The organism is Novosphingobium sp. fls2-241-R2A-195 (assembly GCF_030209485.1).
Classification (GTDB): Bacteria; Pseudomonadota; Alphaproteobacteria; order Sphingomonadales; family Sphingomonadaceae; genus Novosphingobium; species Novosphingobium resinovorum.
In genome coordinates, this window is sequence record NZ_JARVRY010000016.1 from 82236 (window position 1) to 103756 (window position 21521).

Annotated in this window: 16 protein-coding genes and 1 tRNA gene; 9 read left to right on the forward strand and 8 right to left on the reverse strand. The window is 64.8% G+C overall.

The window, feature by feature from the left end; all coding sequences use genetic code 11:
* Nucleotides 1-48: 48 nt before the first annotated feature.
* On the reverse strand, nucleotides 49-516 hold the full coding sequence (locus tag QRN25_RS13195; RefSeq protein WP_285019827.1) for an Hsp20 family protein: 468 nt from the start codon (nucleotides 514-516) through the stop codon (nucleotides 49-51).
* A gap of 150 nt (nucleotides 517-666) precedes the next feature.
* Here QRN25_RS13195 and grxC point away from each other — a divergent pair, with 150 nt between their 5' ends.
* From grxC to QRN25_RS13215, 4 genes are all read left to right on the forward strand, one after another.
* Nucleotides 667-930, forward strand: coding sequence for a glutaredoxin 3 (grxC, locus tag QRN25_RS13200; RefSeq protein WP_271183245.1), 264 nt, complete (start codon nucleotides 667-669; stop codon nucleotides 928-930).
* Nucleotides 931-934: 4 nt separating this feature from the next.
* The gene (locus QRN25_RS13205; RefSeq protein WP_285019828.1) at nucleotides 935-1774 is read left to right on the forward strand and encodes a carbon-nitrogen hydrolase family protein; all 840 of its coding nucleotides are present in this window, start codon (nucleotides 935-937) and stop codon (nucleotides 1772-1774) included.
* On the forward strand, nucleotides 1771-2268 hold the full coding sequence (locus tag QRN25_RS13210) for a DUF1178 family protein (RefSeq protein ID WP_285019829.1): 498 nt from the start codon (nucleotides 1771-1773) through the stop codon (nucleotides 2266-2268). Before QRN25_RS13205 ends, QRN25_RS13210 begins: the two co-directional genes overlap by 4 nt.
* Before the next feature lie 39 nt (nucleotides 2269-2307).
* Nucleotides 2308-2384, forward strand: a tRNA-Arg gene (locus QRN25_RS13215).
* Between the two features lie 185 nt (nucleotides 2385-2569).
* Here QRN25_RS13215 and QRN25_RS13220 read toward each other — a convergent pair.
* On the reverse strand, nucleotides 2570-3625 hold the full coding sequence (locus tag QRN25_RS13220) for an NAD(P)-dependent alcohol dehydrogenase (RefSeq protein WP_285019866.1): 1056 nt from the start codon (nucleotides 3623-3625) through the stop codon (nucleotides 2570-2572).
* 339 nt (nucleotides 3626-3964) lie between these two features.
* On the opposite strand from QRN25_RS13220, the gene QRN25_RS13225 reads away from it, so the two are divergent.
* The 3 genes from QRN25_RS13225 (at nucleotide 3965) to QRN25_RS13235 (ending at nucleotide 7648) form a co-directional block, all read left to right on the forward strand.
* The gene (locus QRN25_RS13225; RefSeq protein ID WP_285019830.1) at nucleotides 3965-5365 is read left to right on the forward strand and encodes a M20/M25/M40 family metallo-hydrolase; all 1401 of its coding nucleotides are present in this window, start codon (nucleotides 3965-3967) and stop codon (nucleotides 5363-5365) included.
* Entirely contained in the window at nucleotides 5362-6648 is a 1287-nt protein-coding gene (locus tag QRN25_RS13230) for a Xaa-Pro dipeptidase (RefSeq protein WP_285019831.1), read from the forward strand. The genes QRN25_RS13225 and QRN25_RS13230 overlap by 4 nt, the downstream gene beginning before the upstream one ends.
* A gap of 76 nt (nucleotides 6649-6724) precedes the next feature.
* Nucleotides 6725-7648 carry a calcium-binding protein gene (locus QRN25_RS13235; RefSeq protein WP_285019832.1) on the forward strand — a complete coding sequence of 308 codons (924 nt, stop codon included), beginning with the start codon at nucleotides 6725-6727 and terminating at the stop codon, nucleotides 7646-7648.
* Nucleotides 7649-7651: 3 nt separating this feature from the next.
* Here the strand turns inward: QRN25_RS13235 and QRN25_RS13240 are convergent, their stop codons facing one another.
* Both QRN25_RS13240 and QRN25_RS13245 read right to left on the reverse strand, forming a co-directional pair.
* Nucleotides 7652-9274: a phytoene desaturase family protein gene (locus QRN25_RS13240; protein WP_285019833.1), complete on the reverse strand. Its 1623-nt coding sequence runs from the start codon at nucleotides 9272-9274 to the stop codon at nucleotides 7652-7654.
* Nucleotides 9271-10440 (reverse strand): aromatic ring-hydroxylating oxygenase subunit alpha, encoded by a 1170-nt coding sequence (locus tag QRN25_RS13245; RefSeq protein ID WP_285019834.1) that lies wholly within the window; start codon nucleotides 10438-10440, stop codon nucleotides 9271-9273. The genes QRN25_RS13240 and QRN25_RS13245 overlap by 4 nt, the downstream gene beginning before the upstream one ends.
* Before the next feature lie 36 nt (nucleotides 10441-10476).
* Here QRN25_RS13245 and QRN25_RS13250 point away from each other — a divergent pair, with 36 nt between their 5' ends.
* Nucleotides 10477-11070, forward strand: coding sequence for a TetR family transcriptional regulator C-terminal domain-containing protein (locus QRN25_RS13250; protein WP_271183253.1), 594 nt, complete (start codon nucleotides 10477-10479; stop codon nucleotides 11068-11070).
* On the opposite strand, the gene QRN25_RS13255 is transcribed toward QRN25_RS13250, so the two are convergent.
* From QRN25_RS13255 to QRN25_RS13265, 3 genes are all read right to left on the reverse strand, one after another.
* Nucleotides 11067-12377, reverse strand: a complete 1311-nt coding sequence (locus QRN25_RS13255) for an amino acid permease (protein ID WP_350224253.1) — start codon at nucleotides 12375-12377, stop codon at nucleotides 11067-11069. The two genes, QRN25_RS13250 and QRN25_RS13255, sit on opposite strands and share 4 nt — an antisense overlap.
* Before the next feature lie 16 nt (nucleotides 12378-12393).
* A complete protein-coding gene (locus QRN25_RS13260) occupies nucleotides 12394-14784 on the reverse strand; it encodes a TonB-dependent receptor (protein WP_285019835.1) in 2391 nt (796 codons plus the stop codon).
* 124 nt (nucleotides 14785-14908) lie between these two features.
* Nucleotides 14909-16699, reverse strand: a complete 1791-nt coding sequence (locus tag QRN25_RS13265) for a tetratricopeptide repeat-containing sulfotransferase family protein (RefSeq protein WP_285019868.1) — start codon at nucleotides 16697-16699, stop codon at nucleotides 14909-14911.
* Nucleotides 16700-17250: 551 nt separating this feature from the next.
* Here QRN25_RS13265 and QRN25_RS13270 point away from each other — a divergent pair.
* Nucleotides 17251-19056 carry a DEAD/DEAH box helicase gene (locus tag QRN25_RS13270; RefSeq protein ID WP_008830304.1) on the forward strand — a complete coding sequence of 602 codons (1806 nt, stop codon included), beginning with the start codon at nucleotides 17251-17253 and terminating at the stop codon, nucleotides 19054-19056.
* Between the two features lie 224 nt (nucleotides 19057-19280).
* Here QRN25_RS13270 and purL read toward each other — a convergent pair whose 3' ends face one another.
* The gene (purL, locus tag QRN25_RS13275; RefSeq protein WP_285019836.1) at nucleotides 19281-21440 is read right to left on the reverse strand and encodes a phosphoribosylformylglycinamidine synthase subunit PurL; all 2160 of its coding nucleotides are present in this window, start codon (nucleotides 21438-21440) and stop codon (nucleotides 19281-19283) included.
* Nucleotides 21441-21521 lie beyond the last annotated feature (81 nt).

Below are 21521 nucleotides of genomic sequence, written 5' to 3' on the forward strand. Positions count from 1 at the left end.
GTATGTCGCGCAAAGGGACGGAAAAGCGCAACGTGCGGACGACGACGGTTATGCTGCGGCGGTAGTGTCCTCACCAGTCTCGACGACGGTGAGCTTGTTGCCGCCGATGGCGACCTTCTTCGGCTTCATCGCCTCGGGCACTTCGCGCACGAGGTCGATCACGAGGAGGCCGTCGGCAAGGTCGGCGCTATCGACCCGCACGTAGTCGGCCAGTTCGAAGCGACGCTCGAACCCGCGCTGGGCGATGCCGACGTGCAGCATTTCGCCGTCGGTGGCCTCGTCGGGCTTGTGACCCTTCACGACCAGCAGGTTCGCCTGCGCGGTGATGTCGATGTCGCCCGGCTTGAAGCCCGCGACCGCGAGGGTGATGCGGTAGCCGTCCTGACTGCGCCGTTCGATGTTGAAGGGCGGGTACTTGTCGCCCGCGTTGGCGCGCGCCTGGTTCTCGATCATGTCGAAAAGGCGGTCGAAGCCGACCATGGTGCGGCGATAGGGCGAGAAATCGATACGGTTCATGACAAAAATCCTCCAATGAGCAATCTTCGTGTGATGAGGCCCGCGATGCGGCGCCTCGTTCTGTGAGCCATCCCCTTGGCGGGCCATGACTCGCATTCCTAGATATGCTAGCCGCCCCACCTTTCAAGGGGCGCTGGAATGGAGTTTGGCATGAGCCAGCCTAAGATCGAGATCTACACCAAGTGGGGCTGCCCCTACTGCGTCGCCGCCAAGTCGCTGCTGGACAAGAAGGGCGTTGCCTACGAGGAATACGACCTCACCATGGGCGGCCCCAAGCGGACCGAGATGCTGGAGCGCGTCCCCGGCGCGACGACGGTGCCGCAGATCCTGATCGACGACCGCGCCTATGGCGGTTTCGACGACATCAATGCGCTCGACCGCGAGGGCAAGCTCGATCCGGTGCTGGGGCTCTGAACACATGACCCGCGCGGCGCTCTTCCAGATGACGACCGGCATCGATCCGCAGGCCAATGCGGCCGCGATCGTCGATGCGATCGTGCAGGCGCGGGCAGGCAGCGCGGCGATGCTGTTCACGCCCGAGATGTCCGGCCTGCTCGACCGCAAGCGCGACCGCGCGCGCGCGGCGATCCGGGGCGAGGGGGACGACGTCGTCCTCGCCGCCGTGCGCGAGGCGGCGCGGCGCGAGGGGATCTGGGTCCATATCGGATCGCTCGCCATCGCGCGCGAGGATGGCAAATGGGCCAACCGGGCCTTCGTGATCGACGATGCCGGTGAAATCCGTGCGCGCTACGACAAGCTGCACATGTTCGACGTAGACCTCGCCACTGGCGAGAGCTGGCGCGAATCGAACGCCTACACGGCGGGCGAGGAAGTCGTCACCGTCGAGACGCCGCTCGGGCGCCTTGGGCTGGCGATCTGCTACGACGTGCGCTTTCCGGCGCTGTTCGAGGCGCTGGGCCGCGCGGGTTGCGACGTGATCGCCATTCCCGCCGCCTTCACCGTGCCTACCGGAAAGGCGCACTGGCACCTGATGCAACGCGCCCGCGCGGTCGAGGCGAGCGCTTATGTCCTGTCGGCCGCGCAAGTCGGCCGGCACGAGGACGGGCGCGAGACTTACGGCCACTCGCTGGGCATCGACCCCTGGGGCGAAGTCCTGCTCGACATGGGCGGGGCGGATGACGGTGGGAGCGCCGGGGTAGGCTTCGTCGATCTCGATCCGGCGCGGACGGCGGAAGTGCGCACCCAGCTTCCGAGCCTTGCCAACCGCCGCGCCATCGCCGGACAGCCTGCGTCATGATCGTCTACGACCTGGAATGCCGCGAGGGCGCGCATCGTTTCGAAGGCTGGTTCAAGTCCTCCGACGACTACGTGCGCCAGCAGGAGCGGGGACTGGTTACCTGCCCGCATTGCGGTTCGGGCGATGTCGCCAAGGCCGTCCAGGCCCCGCGCCTCGCGCGCAAGGGCAATCAGCTGCCCGAAGCCGCGCCGCCCGCCCGCGCAAAGCCCCCGGCACCCGGCACGCCTGCAGCTCCCGTGGCCAACGCACCGCTGCCGCCTCAGGCCGCCGAACTGATGCAGGCCCTGGCGACGATGCAGGCCGAGGCGCTCAAGTCCTCGCGCTATGTGGGGCAGGATTTCGCCAAGGACGCCCGCGCCATGCACTATGGCGAGCGCGATGCCGAAATCATCCACGGGCAGGCTACGGCGACCGAGGCGAAGGAACTGATCGAAGAGGGGATCGGCCTGATGCCGCTGCTGTTTCCGGTCGTGCCGCCCGAGCAGGCGAACTGATTGCAAAGCCGCTGCGCAGCCGCTAGGAGGCCCCGGAGTGCGCCCGTAGCTCAGCCGGATAGAGCACCAGATTCCTAATCTGGGGGCCATGGGTTCGAATCCCGTCGGGCGCACCACTCTCTTCCAGAGCGCAATGACATTGGATTGAACCCGCACGCCGTCATTGCGAGCGTAGCGAAGCAATCCAGGGCGGTCAGTGGCGCCCTGGATTGCTTCGCTACGCTCGCAATGACGTGCGATGTAAAGTCATCGTGGTTCGGCAAACGGCCGCCTTCTTGTGGAGGCGGCCGTTGCCTTGAAATCAGGCCGCGTCCAGCGAGGCGCTGTCGATCACGAAGCGATAGCGCACGTCGCTGCGCGTCATGCGTTCGTAGGCGTCCTCGATCTGCTGGATGTCGATCATCTCGACGTCCGAGACGATGCCGTGCTCGGCGCAGAAATCGAGCATCTCCTGCGTTTCGGCAATGCCGCCGATCAGCGAGCCCGCGATCGTCTTGCGGCCGAAGATCATGCCGCCGACATTGGGCGAGGGGTGCGGATGCTCCGGCACGCCCAGCATGACCAGCGCGCCGTCGCGCTTGAGCAGGCCGATGTAAGTGTCGAGGTCGTGGCTCGCCGCAACCGAGTCGATGATCAGGTCGAACGTGCCGGTGTGCGCGGCCATTTCCTCGGCCTCGCGGCTGACCACCGCGCTGTCGGCGCCGAGGTCGATCGCGTCCTTGCGCTTGGCGGGCGTCGAGGTGAAGGCGACGACTTCGGCCCCCATGGCATGCGCGATCTTGATCGCCATATGGCCGAGACCGCCGATGCCGACGACGCCGACCTTCTTGCCCGGACCGGCGTTCCAGTGACGCAGCGGCGAGTATGTGGTGATGCCCGCGCAGAGCAGCGGTGCGACGGCGGCAAGCTGCTCTGCCGGGTGGCTGATCGAAAGGACGAAGCCTTCATCGACGACGATCCCGCGCGAATAGCCGCCCATGGTGTGGCCGGGCGCATCCGGCGTCGCACCGTTGTAGGTGCCGACGAAGCCGTTCTCGCAATACTGCTCCAGGTTGTCGTTGCACGAGCCGCAGTGGCCGCAGCTGTCGACCATGCAGCCGACGCCGACGATGTCGCCCACCTTGAAGCGGCTGACTTCGCCGCCCACCGCGCTGACGGTGCCGACGATTTCGTGACCGGGAACGCAAGGGTAGAGCGTGCCGCCCCACTCGCTGCGCACGGTGTGCAGGTCCGAGTGGCATACACCGCAATAGCTGATCTCGATCGCGACGTCGCAGGGTCCCGGCTCGCGCCGTTCGATGGTCAGGGCTTCGAGAGGCTTGTCGCCCGCATGGGCGCCATAAGCGTTGACTTGCATGGAATGTCCTTGCTGCCGGAAGAAACTGGAATTGGGATCGGCCGAGATGCCGCATGTGCGAGATAGGCGCTCATCGCGCCAGCGATTAGTGCGGGCCTTCTTCACGTAGCGATGAGTGATGCTCATGGATGACTCCATCCCGGTCGTCATTGCGAGCGCAGCGAAGCAATCCACGGCAGCACTGAGCCCCCATGGATTTCTTCGCTGCGCTCGCAATGACGAAGGATGGCGGGTGGGATTGCGCGACGCCCGGTCGCCAGACAGGATAGCCTTCTCGCGTTCGCAGCGATTCTATCCGGCGCGAACGAGCAAGGCATCACATTCAGGGGCTTCATCACGATGCGCTTTTCGATCCCGGTCCTGCTTTCTCTCGGCGCCAGCCTGCTCGCATCGAGTGCCGCTCAGGCAAAAGGCCATCCCGAGGCGGAAGCGCAAGTGCTCGACTTGTCGAAGCGCGCCATCGCGCTGCGCTCGGTGCAGGGGCCGGGCAACAAGACCGGCGAAGTCGCGGCGCTGTTCCGCGATGCGCTGCTGAAAGCCGGGTGGGCCGCCAGCGACATCGAGATCGTCCCGCTCGGCGACACCGCCTACCTGATCGCGACCTGGAAGGGCAGCGAACCCGGCCTCAAGCCGATCGTCATTTCCGCGCATATGGACGTTGTCGAGGCGAAACCGGAGGATTGGGAGCGCGATCCCTTCACCCCGGTGGTGGAGAACGGCTATCTCTTCGGGCGCGGCGCCAGCGATACCAAGTTCGAGGCGGCGCTGGCGCTGTCCTCGGTGATCGAACTGCGGCGCGAAGGGTTCAGGCCCAAGCGCAGCATCGTCATCGCCTATTCGGGCGACGAGGAGACGACCATGGATACCTCCAAGGTCATCGCCGATCGGCTGAAGGGCGCGGAACTGGTGCTCAACGTCGACGGCTCCTCGGGCTCGCTGTCGGAGGCGGGCAAGCCGCTCTACTGGAGCTGGCAGGGGGCCGAGAAGACTTACGTGGACTACAAGGTCGAGGTGACGAACCCCGGCGGTCACAGCTCCGCGCCCCGGCCCGAGAACGCGATCGTGCAACTGGCACAGGCGATGGAGCGGATCGGCGCCTATCGTTTCAAGCCCGAACTCAACGACGTGACGCGCCAGTACTGGACCGGTGCCGCGAAGATCGAGCCCGACCCCAAGCTCGCGGCGGCAATGAAGGCCTTCGTTGCCAATCCGAACGATCCGGCAGCGCTGGAGGTGCTGCGCGCCAATCCCGCGACGGTCGGGCGCGTGTCGACGACTTGCGTGCCGACGATGATCTCGGGCGGTCACGCCCAGAACGCGCTGCCGCAGAGCGCGACGGCCAACATCAACTGCCGTATCTTCCCGGGCCACACCCGGCCCGAGATCATGGCGGAACTGGAGAAGGTGGCGGCGATGCCCGCGGCGAAGTTCACCGACGTGACCGGCGACGACTCGGTCGAGGCGCCCGCATCGCCGGTGCGGCCGGACTTCGTGGCGGCAGTGGGCAAGGCGGTAAAGGCGGCCTGGGGGCCGGTGCCGATCATCCCCTCGCAGTCCTCGGGTGCTTCGGACTCGATGTGGTATCGCGCGCTCGGCGTGCCGAGCTATGGCGCCAGCGCCTCGATGATCCGGGACTCCGACGAATTCGCCCATGGCCTCAACGAGCGCATCGGCCTGCTGAACATCGCGCCGGGCGTGGTCTACTACACCACCTTGCTGACGGACCTCGCTGGCAAGTGAGGGCGGCGGCGCTCGCTGCGGCTTTGGCTCCGCTGGTTCTGGCGGGGCTAAGCGTTCCGGCGAGCGCGGCATCGGTCTACGTCAGGGCAGGGCGCTTGCTCGACGTGGAGAGCGGCACTGCGAGCACCGGACAATGCGTGCTGGTCGAGGGTGAGCGGGTCGCACGGGTGGAGCCTTGCGCCGCGCCGCCGCCGGGTGCCGAAACGCTCGACTGGTCGGCCTATACCGTGCTGCCGGGCTTGATCGATCTTCATACGCACCTTGCCGATACCGGGCAGAGCGCGGATGTCGCCGCGCCGCTCAAGACCTCGCCGCAACTGACGGCGCTGATCGGCGCGCACAACGCGAAAGTGACGCTGGAGGCGGGCTTCACCACGGTGCGCGATGTCGGCACCTATCGCGGGCTGACCGACGTGGCCTTGCGTGATGCCATTGCGCAGGGGCTGGTGCCGGGGCCGCGCATGTTCGTCGCGGGGGCCTACATCACGTCGCCGGGCGGCGGCGGCGAGCTCAACGGCGTCGTGCCGAACGACCAGCTTCCCGCCGACATGCGCCTCGGCGTCGTTCACAATGCCGGCGAAGCGCGCGAGAAGGCGCAGTACCTGTTCGATCACGGCGCCGACTTCATCAAGATGATAGCCACCGGCGCCGTCCTCGCCATCGGCACCGAGCCGGGACAGATCGAACTGAGCGACGATGAGATGCGCGCCGTCGTGGACGTCGCGAAGGCGCACGGCAGCTACGCGACCGCCCATGCCCACGGCACGGCGGGCATCAAGGCGGCGATCCGCTCCGGCGTACACAGCATCGAACACGCCAGCCTGATCGACGATGAGGGCCTCGCCATGGCGAAGAAGGCGGGCGTCTGGCTGGTCATGGACATCTACGACGGCGACTGGATCGACGAGCAGGGTACGCGCGAAGGCTGGCCGCAGGAATACCTGCGCAAGAACCGCGAGACGACGCAGCAGCAACGCGACGGCTTCGCCAAGGCAGTGAAGCTGGGGGTCAGGCTCGGCTTCGGGACCGACGCGGGTGTCTATCCGCATGGGCTGAACGCACGGCAGTTCGCGTACATGGTCCGCTATGGCATGACCCCGGCGCAGGCGATCCGGTCGGCGACGATCGATGCCGCCGCCCTGATCGGACATGAGAAGGAACTGGGCTCGATCGCACCGGGCAAGTTCGCCGACATGATCGCGGTGACGGGCGATCCGCTGTCCGATGTGCGCGTGCTGGAACAGGTTGCTTACGTGATGAAGGCCGGTGCCGTAGCGAAGTGAGCGGAATCCGCTGCTTTGCTACCCCTGAGTACCGCTTGAGTGCCGTTGAGTGCCGTTATGTAACCGGGAGGTCAGCTTGGTAGCAGCAGTGTTTTCACGCAGGCAGGTGGCGGCCGGTCTGGCGGTCTTACCGCTGGTTCCGGCGACCGTGCACGCGGTGCCGTCGCGGCTCGACAGGGTGATGGTGCAGGGCAGGCCGCAGGATACGGGTTCGCTCTACAACGTGCGCAACATATTGCCCGCGCTGGATAAACTTGGCGGCTTGCGGCGCATGCGATGCCGGGAGCCTTATGCCGGGACGCCTGGGTGGAATACCTACCTTGGGCTTGCCCGGCAGGGGGTGACATTCTGCCTCACCCTCTCCGGTCGGGAAATCGCAAAGACGATCGCCGACCTCAAGGCCTTCGTCATCCAGGCGCCCGGTGCGATATGGGCGGTCGAGTTCCCGAACGAGCCCGACCTCAATCCCGTGAACTACAACGGCGTGCATGATTCCCGGTTGGGATTTCGGACAGGTAATGCTCCGGCATTAATGTCCTATATCAAGGACTTCACGGCATCATTTAAGGCGGAATCCAGTCTGAAAACGATCCCCCTCATCGCGAGCAACGACTTCATGCAAGCGGAGCAGGCCCCTTTCACGACCTACGGCAATGCCCATATCTACCCCAAGCCCGCCACTGTCGTGGCGGACCGCCTGGCGAGCTTCGGCGAGAAAATAGCAGTTGGTCGCCACACACACGGCGTGATTACCGAATGGGGCCGCACAACGGGCGGTGGCGCAAAAAACGTGACTTCTCCGCCGGTTTCACTGGAGCAGCAGGCCATCTTGCTCGCCTCGGATCTGGCGGCGGCCCTCGATCGCCCGTTCATCCGCGCGATCAGCCTTTACGAGCTGTTTTCCTGGGCCGGGACCAGTGAGATGAACAACTTCGGCCTATTCAACGCCGACCTGACCCCGCGGCCCGCAGTCGCCGCGATTCGTGCCGTCATCGGCTGAAATTCAGCGAAAACGCCGGTACATACCGCCGAAACCCAGCGCCATTCCGCGACTGTCGGCAATGACCTCATGGGCGCAATTGTGCCCCGGCGCGCCGGTCACGCCGCCGCCGGGATGCGTCCCCGCGCCGCACATGTAGAGCCCCTTGATCGGCCCCCGATACGCGCCATGCCCCAGCACCGGCCGCGACGACCACATCTGGTCGAGCGTCAGGTTCCCGTGCATAATGTCTCCGCCGACCAGCCCGAACTTGCGCTCCAGCCCCTTGGGACTGAGCACCTGTCGTCCCAGGATCGAGGCGCGGAAGCCCGGTGCATGCGCCTCCACCGTGTCGATAATGGCATCGGCGGCCTTGTCCTCCTCCATGTCCCAGTCGCGTCCATCGGGTAGTTCGGGCGCGAATTGCTGGCAGAACAGGCTGGCGACATGCTGGCCCGGAGGGGCGAGGCTGTCGTCCACGGTAGAGGGGATCAGCATCTCGACGATAGGCTTGCGCGACCAGCCGAACTGCTTGGCGTCGATGAAGGCGCGGTCCATGTAGTCGAGGGTCGGGGCGATGATGATGCCGGACTGATGATGCTCGCCCGGTTCGGGAAGGCACGTAAATCGAGGCAGTTCGGATAGCGCCACGTTCATCCGGAACGTGCCGCTTCCCGCCTTGAAGCCCTTCATCCGGCGCCGGAAATCGGCGTCTAGGTCGGCAGCTGCGATCATCCGGTCGTAGAGCAGTTTCGGCCCGACATTGGCGATGATGCGCGGCGCCGCGATCTCCTCGCCGCTTTCCAGGCGAACGCCGGCGACCTTGCCGCTATCCACCAGCACTTGCGCGACCGGTGCCTCCAGGCTGATCTCGACGCCGAGATCGCGGCAGACCTTGGCCATGATCTGCGTGATCGCGCCCATGCCACCGACCGAGTGGCCCCAGGCCCCCTTCTTGCCGTTCACCTCGCCGAAGACATGGTGCAGCAGGACGTAGGCACTGCCGGGCGTGTCAGGCGAGGCATAGTTGCCGACCACCGCATCGAACCCGAACGCGGCCTTGACCGCCTCACTCTCGAACCAGCTGTCGAGCAAGCTGCGGGCCGACTTGGTGAACAGGTCGAGCACATCGCGCTGGGCTTCCATCGACAGGCCCGCCAGCTTGCGCCCTTGCACGGCCGCATCGACCAGCGCACGCCAGCCGCCGCCCACCTCGGGCGGGGTCCTGAGGGCAAGGTCGCGCAGCACCTCGGCGACGCCTTCGAGAGCGTCGTAATAGGCCGGGAGTACCTCGGCGTCATGGGCCGAAAAGCGGCGGAATTCCGCTTGCGTGCGCTCCAGTCCGCCGCCGAGCTTGAGGTAGCCGCCCTCCTGGGGCAGCAGGTTGCTGATCGGCCGCTCGATTACGCGGTAGCCGTGATCGGCAAGGCGCATGTCGGCGATCACTTTGGGCTGCAACAGACTGACCGTGTAGCTGGCGACCGAATTGCGGAATCCCGGGTGGAATTCCTCCGTCACGGCAGCCCCGCCGACAACGTCGCGCCGCTCGAGAATGCGCACCTTGAGCCCCGCCCGGGCGAGGTAGAAGGCGCAAGTCAGGCCATTATGGCCACCGCCGATGATGAGTGCGTCGTAGCGGTCGGTCATGCGGTCCTGCTCCAGCCGGGCGCGGGGGAATGTTCGGAACGGGCGGCGGGGATGATCTGCCGCAGCCGCCTGCAGAAATGGCGCAGGCAGACCTCCTTGTCGGAGAGCGGCCCAATCGAGAAACTGCGCGAGGCCATGCCAGCCTGCACACGGGTAATGAGTGCGGTGTCTTCCGCATTTACTTCGCGGTTAATGCGCCAGTTGAGGTAGCGCGCGGCCTTCATCTCGCGCCGGTCATCGTCGAGAACGTAGCTGATCTCGCGGATCACGCTGGCGGTCGGGCTGACCGGAAGCCACTGCATGAAATCGACCTGGTCAGGATAGATGTCGAAGGCGACGTTCGGCCAGAGCTTGAAGTAAAGCCAGTGACGCTGCCGCTCCGGCGGGAGGTGCGGCACAGGCGGAAGCAAGCGCTGGTACATGCGCTCCGACCAGTTGGGAGAGGGGGCATCCATCAGGTCGCCCCACATGCGATCGACGTTCGCCTCCGCTTCGACGCCATAGCTGCGGCCAAACAGACGGGTGAGGCCGGGATGGGCGACCGGAATGTGAAGTCCGTCCGAGTAATTGTCGCCGATGTTCTTCCAGTTAACCTCACGCGGGCGCATGGTCACCCGGCCGAGCGCTTTCAGGTCATGAAAGCTATAAGGCGCGACCATATGTTCGTAAGGTGTCATCATCTGCGCCACCGTCGGGCCGCCGTCATCGACCAGCCGCACGAACACGAAGCCGCGCCATACCTCGATCTGGATGGATGACAGCCCGAGACCGGCCTTGTCGAAAACAGGGTAGCTCGCGCTGTCGGGTACGCCGGCGAGCCGGCCGTCGAGGTCGTAGGTCCATGCATGATAGGGACAGACCAGCTTTCGCGCGCAGCCGCTGGCACCGTCGACGATGCGCGAGCCGCGATGGCGGCAGACGTTGGTGAAGGCGCGCAGCACCCTGTCCGTGCCGCGCACCACCATCACGCTTTCGCCGATGTAGTCCAGGGTGTGCCAGTCGCCAGGGCTTGGAATGTCGCTCTCATGGCAGACGATCTGCCAGCTCGGGGCGAAGACGCGCTCCTTCTCGGCCTCGAAGAATTCGGTGTCGGAATAGGTCCACGCAGGCAGGCTCCAGCCTTCCAGCGGGTCGGTCATGGGGGCGTCGGCGACTTGCGTTGCCATGGCGTGCTCCTTGCTATACGATCGTATAGCAATACTATGGCCGAGCATCAATCCTTTACGCGGGAGCATCCCGACGAGCGTCGCCAGAGCCTGGTAGAAGCCACGGCGAGGTGCCTTGCCCGTCATGGCGTGGCAGGAACTTCGGTGCGGGCAATCTGCGCCGAGGCCGGGGTATCTCCGGGATTGCTGAGGCATTACTTCGCCGGTGTCGGCGATGCGATCGCCCAGGCCTATCGCTGGACCGGAAGTCGCGTGGGCGAGGCGCTGGCAGATGCCGTGGCAGCCGCGGGTGAGAATCCGCGCGCGCGGCTTCTGGCTTATCTGTCGGCGAACTTCCGGTCGCCGATCGCCGATCCGGAACTGCTCGCGACATGGCTCGCGTTCTGGAGCATGACGCCGGTGAACGACGGCATCGGCGCGTTGCACCAGCAAATCTACGGTGAGTTCAGGAACGGCATCGAGGAACTGGTCCTGGCGGTTAAGCCGGATTTGGGTGATGCTCGATTGCCGGCGGTGGCCTTGACTGCTTTGATCGACGGGCTCTGGCTGGAACTGAGCCTCGGGCAGGCGCCCTTCACGCCGGAAGAAGCGGAGGGCCTTGTCGAGAAGTGGCTCGATGCTCTGCTTTAGTCTGTGCTCTGGTCCTCGCGGCGGCTCCAAAGCCGGATCGGCAGACCCGAGACCATGAGAATGAAGCTCATTCCGCTTGCCGCGATGCCCGCACCCCACAACGCCCATAACGCATAGCCCGCGCCCAGTACGGCGAGCGGACGGCAGACCCGCAGCCTCCATGCCGCCAGTGCGCAGGCGAGATAGAGCCAGAGGGTCGCCGAAGTGGACAGCAACAGGAGGTATTCGAACAGGCCGCGCATGGAGCGCAATCCGTTCATGACCACGAAAAGCGTAGTGATAGCCGTGGAAACGAGAAGCGCGCGTCGCGGTGTTCCTCCTGCGTCGGTGGCCATGAACCAGCGCGGGAGCAGTCTGCGCGCTGCCATGTCCCGTGACAGTTCGGCTTCGAGCAGGGTCCAGCCGTTGAGTGCGCCGACGCAACTGACCACCGCGAAGAGCGTCACCATGGCCGCCGCCGTCCCGTTCCAGTAACGGTTGACGAACGTGGCGAACGGGGCTGGGGAGGCGGCAGCCATGCTCATCGGCAGGAGCATGGCGATGGCGGAACAGACCGCGAGGTACAGCAGGCCGGTCAGGCCCGTTCCCCAGAGGGTGGCACGGGATATGTTCGCTTCCGGATTACGAACCCGCGCCGCGACGATGCTGGCGGATTCGAAACCCAGCAATGCCCACAATGTGAGCGTTGCCGCTGCATTGATCGAGCCGGGCGAAATCGGCACGGCATCGACCGGCAGCACTTCCGCCTCGCCGCCGACAAACAGTCTTGCGGCAATGACGATCACGACAAGCAGCGGCACGATCTTGATGGCGACGGTCGCGATCTGGAAGCCTCCCGCCGTTCGCACGCCTTGCAGATTGACCAGCGTGGTCAGCCAGAGGAGCGCGATCGCTGTGAGTGCGGGCACGAATTCGGCGCTCGCGAGTGAGGGGGCTATGCTCGACATGTAGCTGACGGCGGCAACGGCGATCGTGGCTACCGCGGTCCAGATCGAAACCAGGTATATCCAACTTATGAAGAACCCGGTGGTCTGCCCGAATGCGGCCGAGACGAACCCCGAAGGACTGCCGGCTTCCGGGAATTCCCGGGTCAGGCGGGTGATCACGTAAGCCAGAACAAGAACGCCCGCCGTGGTCACGATCCATCCGACCACGGCGTTCCAGCCGAAAGGGGCCAGGCTGGCAGGCAGCAGGAAGACGCCCGAACCGATCATGTTGCCCATGACCAACGCCATGGCGGCAGAAAGCCCGAGGCGCGCCCTGCCTGCGCCGTCTATCTTTCCGGATAGGCGGGGTTCGTCTTCCACCTCTTTTGGCAAGAGATCAGAAATCCCGACCGACCTTGAGGCCGATTACCCGAGGCCTGATGACATAATCATAAAACACGCCCCCGGTCTCGCTGATGCCCAGTGGATCGCCGCAGGTCGTTTCGAGGCATTGGACCGAACTGTTGATGACACCGTTACTGTCGAACAGATTGTTCGCATATATTTCAAAGCGCCATACATCATTCTTAATGCCGAGACTGAAGTCCGCCGTGGTATAGGCACCGAACTCACCCTTGATCGCGTTTTCAGCATCGCGTAAGTCGCTGCGGCGCTTCCCGATGTAATTGACGGCGCCCTGGACGTGGCCGGTCCAGCCGCCGATCGGGAACTCGTACCGGGCAAGGGCATTGGCCTTGAAGCGCGCAGTGATCGGCAAGTGCGTCCCCGCTTGCGCCAGCCGGGTATTCTCGCCTTCGGGGATCGAGCAGTCGAAAGTGGCGTTGGCGATAAGGCAGAAGTCCTTTGTGATCTTTGCGTCGTTGTAGCTGCCCGAAGCATTGAGGGTCAGGCCGGCTTTGCGATAGCCCATGTCGAACTCGACGCCGTAGATCCGCGCTTCGCCAGCGTTGCGGATGAGGGTCAGGCCGTTTTCCCCGAGGAAGGACAACTGGATGTTGCTCCAGTCCTCGCGGAACATGGCGTAGTTGAAGTGGAACGCGCCCATCTGGCTCTTCCACCCGAATTCGTAGTTGTCGAGCGTGTCAGGTGCATAAGGCGGCTGGCCGCCGCGACGGTTGATGCCGCCGGGACGGAAGCCGCGCGACCAGGTAGCGTAGACCAGCCAGTTAGGAGTCAGCTTGTAGGTCAGGTTGGCCTTGTAGATCGATCCGGTATCGGAGGTTTTCGCATCAAGATTGGTGCACGGCGAACCGCTGACTTTCGCATCCTCGAAACAGGCGGCGACACCGGTGCGCGACGAGTATCCGTCGCTGTAGCCGAAGAAACCGACGAGCGAGTTCTTGTACTTGTAGACGCGCAGGCCTCCGGTAGCGGTAAGCTGGTCGGTGATGTCGAAGCTCAGTTCACCGAACGCGGCATAGTCACGGTCGATGCGCCTCTGACGGGTCAGCCAGATGTCGCTTTCGGTGCCGGGCACCGTGATCGCATCGGCAATGCCGTCGATGATGTAGTTCTGCGTGATCTGGTGAACCTGCCGCTGCGCGAACAGGCCGGCGATCAGGCGCAGGCGGTTTTCCTGCGGTGAACTGATACGCAGTTCACCGAACTGACGCCGGTATTTGTCACGGCCCTTGATGTACTGGTTCGGGCTGACCAGGTCGCCGGCATTGTCATACAGATATGCGCCAGAACCGTAGAGCGCGTCATAGAAGTACGAGTAGTCCGAATAATCGGATTCCGTGCGGTCCTTGCGGTTGAGGACGCCTCCCGTCGCGACGAGGTCCCAGTTGCCGATCTTGCCTTCAATGGTCAGGGCAGCTTGATACCATTCGTCCTTGCTGCTCTCGGGGTTGTACTGGACGGTCTGCAGTTTCTTGCTGACTGCGCTTGAGCGCTCCTGCGCAAAGCTGCCGTTGACCTTCTGGACCTGCCCCATGAGCGTGGGGGTGATCGTCCAGTCGTCATCCAGTTCGATGCCGAGCGCCATGCGCGCGCCATATGTATCGACGTCGTTGTAGTTTTTTTCGACGAGATCGGCGTTGGTCTGGGTGATGCCGGAAACGGGGTATGTCCGGCTGCCCACGACATTGTCGATGTATCCGCCGTCATGACGATACCAGCCGACGACGCGCAGCGCGGAGCGATCTGAAAGCTTGAAGTTCAGGAACCCTTGCGCGACGCCGCCGACGTCTCCGTGAGCGACGGAGTTCAGTTCCATGTCGACTGCGCCGTAAGTGCCCGAATAGTCCGGCTTGTTGGTCACGATCTTGATCGTACCCGCCATCGAACTCGCGCCATAGAGGGTGCCTTGCGGTCCTGCCAGCGCCTCGATCCGCGCGATGTCGTAGGCATGGATGTCAAGCGCGCCCTGGATGGTCGTGATCGGCATTTCGTCGAGATAGGTGCCCACCGTCGGCAGCGGCCCGGAGTGATTGGCGTTCTCACCCGATGCGACACCCCGGAAGTAGACCTGGCTGAAGCCCGGCTGGGTGGTCTGGATCGTAAGGGAGGGAATGTTCTTGACCGCGTCCTGAAGTTCCTTGACCTGCAACTCGCGCAGTTTTTCGCCTCCCAGAGCCGTGATTGCGATCGGCACATCCTGGAGATTTTCGGTCCGCTTCTGGGCTGTGACAAGGATTATGCCGTCTTCTTCGACGGCAGGAGCGCCTTGCGCCAACGCAGGTTGCGCTGCAGCGATGGCCGATGATCCAAGCAGCGCGACGACGACGCTGCGGCGACAACCCAAACGCGATGAATTCACCCGCATTCCCCTGTAATTGCCTGATTGGGAAGCGGCCACAATTCATGAGCTTTGACAATAGGCCCACCGTGCAACGTCGATTGTGCGCTGCACTGTATGACATTTTCGCCACAATTATTGAGGTTGCGGATCAGCGCTTGGCGTAAGTTTCGGGTAGATCGCCTAGCGCATCGCGCAACGGCCCAAGCCAGGCATTGTAGGCAAGCCACTGATCGACGCCGTCGCGATTGATCGGGCGACGGACCTGCTCGCTCGATGCCGTGCGCACCGCACGGTCATTGCGATGGAATTGGAGGCAATTTTCCTCGAAATCGAGCGAGAGATGGGTGAGAAGCGCACGCACTTCAGCTTCCGGGTCATCCAGAAGTCGTTCGTGAATGACCCGGTGTACCCGGCCGGGCATGACGACGTCGTAATGGGCCATGGCGCGCACGTAATCGGCGTAGTAGCGGCCGATGTGCCCAAGGTCGTAGGAGAACGCTTGTCCTTTTGCGAAATGCTGCCGGAAATTGGAGAAGCAGCAGTCCAGCGGCGCGCGGCGGGCATCGATAATCCGGGCGTTCGGAAGGATCGCGGTGATGAAGCCTGCGTAAGCCCAGTTGTTGGGAAGCTTGTCGATGTAGAAGGGCTTGCCGGTCTTGCGCTGGATGCGCGTGCGCTCGATGAATTCGGCGCCCAGTTCGGCGAGGCGCGCCGGTGGCATCGTGGCCAGCGCCGCTGGCCAGTCCCGGCTGTTGCCAGCGTAGGTTTGTGCCTCGCGCATGGCCATGGCGGGAATGTCCGGGAGTTCCATCGTGCCTTCCACTTGCGAATGGCTCGAGAGAATCTGTTCGATGAGGGTGGAGCCGGCGCGCGGCAGGCCGAGGATGAAGATCGGGTCGGGGCAGGGATGGCCCGTGCCCTCCAGTCGGCCGAGCAGGTCGGGCGTCACCGTCGCGATAACGGCGTCCACCTGTGCGCTCAAGACGTTCGGGTCGAAATCGAGCTGATCGCGCCGGAGGCGGTTCCCCGTCGTATAGTGCCGGAAGGCAAGCTCCGCCACATTGCGGTCGTCGAACGCCTTGCCGAGTGCGAAGTGCAGGTGCAGGCGGTCGTCGTCAGACAGGGCTTCATCCGTCAATGCGGCTTCCATTGCGGTGACGTCGATATCCTCGAACCGCCAGGTCTTGAGGTTCGCAAGGCTCCACCACACCTCGCCGAGGCCCGGCTCGATGGCGATCGCGTGCCGATAGGCGGAGACGCTCTCGGTCTGTTCGCCGAGCGTTTTCAGGATATGCCCGTAGCTCATCCATAGTCGGGCATGATCCGGGAAAGTTTCGGTCAGGTCTGCATAGATGTGCCGCGCCTCCGCGTAATCGCCGATCCGGCCAAGCGCTGCTGCGCGCAAGTTGAGATCGCCAGCCTGCGCTCCGCCTTGCGTGATCACCTCGTCAAGCACGCCCACCGCTTCGGCAAAACGGTTCTGCCGATAGAGGGAGATCGCGAGATTTGCCCGTGCGGCCGTGAATCCGGGCGCCAGTTCAAGTGCGCGGCGCAGCAGCTTTTCCGCGTCGCGATAGCGGCCGATACGGCCTGCCAGTTCTGCCATCATGCGGATCGCCGCAACATCCGTGGGCTGTTCGCGCAGTCTATTTCGTAGACCGGCTTCAGCGACCGGCAGGTCACCGGTGAGCAGAGCCCGGGCTATAGCGACGAGATCCGGATCATGTGATGAGGCTCGAATGGCTTCCCCTTCGGCAAGCATCGCTTCTTCATTGCGTCCCAAGGCCCTCAGTGCCCGTCCGAGCAGTCGATAGGCCGAAGCATTGTGCGGCTCGTGCAGTACCGCGTTGCGCAAGACCGGCAGGGCACGCCCGGGGTCGGCAGCCACGAGGGCGGTAATGGAAGCGGGGGGCGGGGCTGCGTCGGCGGAGCGGTTCATCTGCTGCCGATTATGGGCAAGTCGCGCAATCACCTCAAGCACGCCTGTCGAGGCTTCGAGCCCTTGTGCGTCTTTCAAGATTGTGACAGCCTCACGAGTGACTTGATCGCCGTGAACGGGATCGTTAGCCGGGCGCTCCGCAAGCCGGGCTGACAACTCCAAGGGTGAATTTCATGCGCTTAAGCACTGTACGCAAAGGCATTTTTCGGACCCGGTTGCCGGGGCTCGGAGAGTGCGCCCGCGTCGATATGAGCGCGGGCGACGCCGCGCCGTTTCTGGAGCGGGAGATGTACGTCTTGCTTGGCTTCGAGCCTAGTTTCGATCAGTTGCCAGAGCAATGCGCCGATACGAAGCCGGCGGCCCGTTCGCTCTGGGCCGGGCAGTTCTAGTCCGTCATTCAACACGAATCGTCGCAGGATTGAAATTCGAGCGCGCAAATCTGCGCGCTTTGGTCTATGGGCCGCGCAACAGGTGCGCCCGAGGGCCGCCACGCAGCCCTCCCTATGCTCTTTGAAAGCCGCCTTGATGCGGCAGGACTCGTTGACCCCATAATGACTTTTCCGCAGATTCCCGCGCCTCTCGCCGAAGCTCTCACCGGCCATGGCTATGAAACCCTGACCCCCGTTCAGGCTGCCGTGACCGAATCGGAGGCGCACGGCCGCGACCTCGTCGTCTCGGCGCAGACCGGCTCGGGCAAGACCGTCGCTTTTGGCCTTGCCATGGCCGACGAACTGCTCGCCGACGATGAACTCGCCTTCGCGGTCAAGCCGCTGGCACTCGCCATCGCGCCGACCCGTGAACTGGCGCAGCAGGTCAGCCGCGAGCTGGAATGGCTTTATGCCAAGACCCACGCCCGCATCGTCACCTGCGTCGGCGGCATGGACCCGGTGAAGGAGCGCAAGCAGCTGGAACGCGGCGCGGCGATCGTCGTCGGCACGCCGGGCCGTCTGCGCGACCATCTGGAGCGCGGCAAGCTCGACCTCTCGGCTCTGCGCGCCGTCGTGCTCGACGAAGCTGACGAAATGCTCGACATGGGCTTCCGCGAAGACCTCGAGGAATTGCTCGACGCGACGCCGGAAACCCGCCGCACGCTGCTGTTCTCGGCCACCATGCCGCGCCCGATCGAGGCGCTGGCCCAGCGTTACCAGAAGAACGCGCTGCGCATCTCCACCGTCGGCGAGAACCGCGGCCATGGCGACATCGCCTACAAGGCGGTGACCGTCGCCCCTTCGGACATCGAGCATGCGGTGGTGAACCTGCTGCGCTTCTACGATGCCGAGACCGCGATCCTGTTCTGCGCCACGCGCGACAACGTGAAGCACCTGCACGCGACCCTGGTGGAGCGCGGCTTCTCTGCCGTGGCGCTCTCGGGCGAGCATTCGCAGAACGAGCGCAACAACGCGCTGCAGGCGCTTCGTGACCGCCGCGCCAAGGTCTGCGTCGCCACCGACGTCGCCGCGCGCGGCATCGATCTGCCGTCGCTCAGCCTTGTCGTCCACGTCGAGATTCCGCGCGATGCCGAGACCCTGCAGCACCGTTCAGGCCGTACCGGCCGCGCGGGCAAGAAGGGCACGGCGGTCCTGCTGGTGCCTTATCCGCGCCGCCGCCGCGTCGAGATGATGCTGCGCGGGGCGCGCATCGAGGCCGAGTGGGGCGAGGCTCCGACGCCCGAAGCGATCCGCGCGCAGGACCGTGACCGTCTGCTCGAAAAGCTGCTGGCCCCCGTCGAAGTCGAGGACGACGATCGCGAACTGGCGAAGGTCGTGCTGGAAACGCTGAGCGCCGAGGACGTCGCCGCCGCGCTTGTGCGCGCGCACCGCGCCGCGATGCCTCAGCCCGAGGAACTGCTCGGCAATTCGCCCGAATCCCGCCAGAAGCGCGAGCGTCCGGGCTTCGACGACGTCGTCTGGTTCCGCATGAACGTTGGCCGCGACGAGCGGGCCGAAGCGCGCTGGATCCTCCCGGTGCTCTGCCGCCGCGGCCATGTCACCCGCGATGCTGTCGGCCAGATCCGCATCAACGGCGACCAGACGTACTTCCAGATCCCCGCCGCCCAGGCCGAGCAGTTCGAACGCGCCGTCGCCCGCACCGCGCGGGAAGACGGCGAATACGAAGCCACCATCCTCATCGAGCGCGCGCCCGATGCGCCGCGTGACGCCGCCCGTCACCGCAGCCGCGACCGCGAAGGCCCGCAGGGTCGTGGCCGCCGTCCGCACGGCAATGGTCCGCGTTCCGATGGTCCCGGCGGCGAGGGCTCGGCCCCGTACCGCGCGCGCCCGACCGGTCCGCGCCAAGACCGTCCGGCGGGCGGCGGCGGTGGCAAGCCGTTCCACAAGAAGCCGAAGAAGAGCTGGTAAGGTTCTGAAAACGCGGGGGCGACCCTTCGACAAGCTCAGGGTAGCGGGGGTGGTGCAAACCTCCCCGTTCCCAAGGTGAAGCGAGTTCGAAGGCAAATTTCCGAACCCCGCTCAGGCTGAGCTTGTCGAAGCCCCATCGGCCAGACGCGAAGCAAAAGAAAACCCCGGCCGCTCCTTCGAGCGCCGGGGTTTTCTTTTGTCCCGAAGGACCGGGGGAAGGGCGCTCAGCCCTCCATCCAGTCCTTGAAGAACGCTTCGTTGGCCTGCCGCAGCGCGGAGATCTCCACGCCCGCGACCGCGGTGCCGCCGACGGTGCCGATCTTCACCGCTTCCGGCAGGACAGTCCCCGCAGGCGCGGTCACGACATAGCGCGACTGGTCCTCGCCGAACGCCTGCGCGGTGGTGAGGTCCGCGTCCAGCGTGCAGCCGAGGCCACTTGCCAGCGCCATCTCGGCCAGCGCGACGATCAGGCCACCGTCGCTGACGTCGTGTACCGCCGTCACTTTGCCTTCGCCGATCCAGCCGCGAACGAGGCCGCCATTGTGGGCTTCCAGCTTGAGGTCGACCTTCGGCGCCTCACCGGCTTCCTGACCGCCGATGTCCTTAAGCCACAGCGACTGGCCAAGGTGCGTTCCTTCGCCGCCGAGCAGGAAGATTTCCTCGCCCTCGGCCTTGAACGCCACTGTCGCCATCTGGTCATGGTCGGCGAGGATGCCGACGCCGCCGATCGCTGGGGTCGGCAGGATCGCCGAACCGCCGCCGGTGGCCTTCGATTCGTTGTAGAGCGACACGTTGCCCGAGACGATCGGGTAGTCCAGCGCGCGGCACGCATCGCCCATGCCGTTCAGGCAGCCGACGATCTGCGCCATGATCTCGGGGCGCTGCGGGTTGGCGAAGTTGAGGCAGTTGGTGATCGCCAGCGGCAACCCGCCGACCGCGCTGATGTTGCGGTAGGTCTCGGCGACCGCCTGCTTGCCGCCCTCGTAAGGGTCGGCGTAGCAGTAGCGGGGCGAGCAGTCGGTGCTGATCGCCAGCGCCTTCTGCGTGCCGTGGACGCGCACGACGGCCGCGTCGCCGCCGGACTTCTGCATCGTGTCCGCGCCGACCTGGCTGTCGTACTGCTCCCAGATCCACTTGCGCGAAGCGAGGTCCGCGCCGCCCATCAGCTTGATGAGGTCGGCGCCGAGATCGGTGCTTTCCGGCACTTCGCCGAGGGCCGGGACGGCCGCCCAGGCCTTGTATTCCTCAGGCGAGACGTAGGGGCGCTCGTACTCCGGCGCATCGTCGGCCAGCGGGCCGAGCGGGATGTCGCAGACCACTTCGCCGTCGAATTCCAGCACCATGTGGCCGGTATCGGTGACTTCGCCGATGACCGCGAAGTCCAGTTCCCACTTCCTGAAGATGGCCTCGGCCATGGCTTCCTTGCCGGGCTGGAGCACCATGAGCATGCGCTCCTGGCTTTCGCTGAGCATCATTTCGTAAGGCGTCATCGCCTCTTCGCGGCAGGGCACCTTGTTCATGTTGAGGCGAATGCCCGCGCCGCCCTTGCTGGCCATCTCGACCGACGAGGAGGTGAGGCCCGCCGCGCCCATGTCCTGGATCGCGACGATCGCGTCGGTCGCCATCAGTTCGAGGCACGCCTCGATCAGCAGCTTCTCGACGAAAGGATCGCCGACCTGCACGGTGGGGCGCTTTTCGTCGATGTCGTCGCCGAAGTCGGCCGAGGCCATGGTGGCGCCGTGGATGCCGTCGCGGCCGGTCTTGGAGCCGACGTAGACGATCGGATTACCGAGACCGGTGGCGGCGCAGTAGAAGATCTTGTTCGTATCGGCGACGCCGACGGTCATCGCGTTGACGAGGATGTTGCCGTCGTAGGCCTTGTGGAAGTTGGTCTCGCCGCCCACCGTGGGCACGCCCACGCAGTTGCCGTAGCCGCCGATGCCTGCGACCACGCCCTTGACGAGGTGCTTCATCTTCGGATGGTCCGGACGGCCGAAGCGCAGGGCGTTCATGTTCGCCACCGGGCGCGCGCCCATCGTGAAGACGTCGCGCAGGATGCCGCCGACGCCGGTTGCAGCGCCTTGATAAGGCTCGATATAACTGGGGTGGTTGTGGCTTTCCATCTTGAAGATGGCGGCCTGCCCGTCGCCGATGTCGATCACGCCCGCGTTCTCGCCAGGGCCGCAGATCACCCAGGGGGCTTCCGTCGGGAGCTTCTTGAGGTGGAAGCGGCTCGACTTGTACGAGCAGTGCTCCGACCACATCACCGAGAAAATGCCGAGTTCCACGAGGTTCGGCTCGCGGCCCAGCGCATTCAGGACGCGCTCGTATTCTTCGGGATTGAGGCCATGCGCCTCGACGACGTCAGGGGTGATTCCGCTCATGGGGGAGCCCTTAGCCGCGTCTTTCCGGCTGCGCCAGAGCGTATGGACATAACGGCACTCAACGGCACCTAAAGGGGGTCT

What these genes read in the sequence shown, in the direction of transcription:
- QRN25_RS13195 (WP_285019827.1), bottom strand. Translation starts at nt 516, where the DNA reads ATGAACCGTATCGATTTCTCGCCCTATCGCCGCACCATGGTCGGCTTC.
- grxC (WP_271183245.1), top strand. Translation starts at nt 667, where the DNA reads ATGAGCCAGCCTAAGATCGAGATCTACACCAAGTGGGGCTGCCCCTAC.
- QRN25_RS13205 (WP_285019828.1), top strand. Translation starts at nt 935, where the DNA reads ATGACCCGCGCGGCGCTCTTCCAGATGACGACCGGCATCGATCCGCAG.
- QRN25_RS13210 (WP_285019829.1), top strand. Translation starts at nt 1,771, where the DNA reads ATGATCGTCTACGACCTGGAATGCCGCGAGGGCGCGCATCGTTTCGAA.
- QRN25_RS13220 (WP_285019866.1), bottom strand. Translation starts at nt 3,625, where the DNA reads ATGCAAGTCAACGCTTATGGCGCCCATGCGGGCGACAAGCCTCTCGAA.
- QRN25_RS13225 (WP_285019830.1), top strand. Translation starts at nt 3,965, where the DNA reads ATGCGCTTTTCGATCCCGGTCCTGCTTTCTCTCGGCGCCAGCCTGCTC.
- QRN25_RS13240 (WP_285019833.1), bottom strand. Translation starts at nt 9,274, where the DNA reads ATGACCGACCGCTACGACGCACTCATCATCGGCGGTGGCCATAATGGC.
- QRN25_RS13245 (WP_285019834.1), bottom strand. Translation starts at nt 10,440, where the DNA reads ATGGCAACGCAAGTCGCCGACGCCCCCATGACCGACCCGCTGGAAGGC.
- QRN25_RS13250 (WP_271183253.1), top strand. Translation starts at nt 10,477, where the DNA reads ATGGCCGAGCATCAATCCTTTACGCGGGAGCATCCCGACGAGCGTCGC.
- QRN25_RS13260 (WP_285019835.1), bottom strand. Translation starts at nt 14,784, where the DNA reads ATGCGGGTGAATTCATCGCGTTTGGGTTGTCGCCGCAGCGTCGTCGTC.
- QRN25_RS13265 (WP_285019868.1), bottom strand. Translation starts at nt 16,699, where the DNA reads ATGAACCGCTCCGCCGACGCAGCCCCGCCCCCCGCTTCCATTACCGCC.
- QRN25_RS13270 (WP_008830304.1), top strand. Translation starts at nt 17,251, where the DNA reads ATGACTTTTCCGCAGATTCCCGCGCCTCTCGCCGAAGCTCTCACCGGC.
- purL (WP_285019836.1), bottom strand. Translation starts at nt 21,440, where the DNA reads ATGAGCGGAATCACCCCTGACGTCGTCGAGGCGCATGGCCTCAATCCC.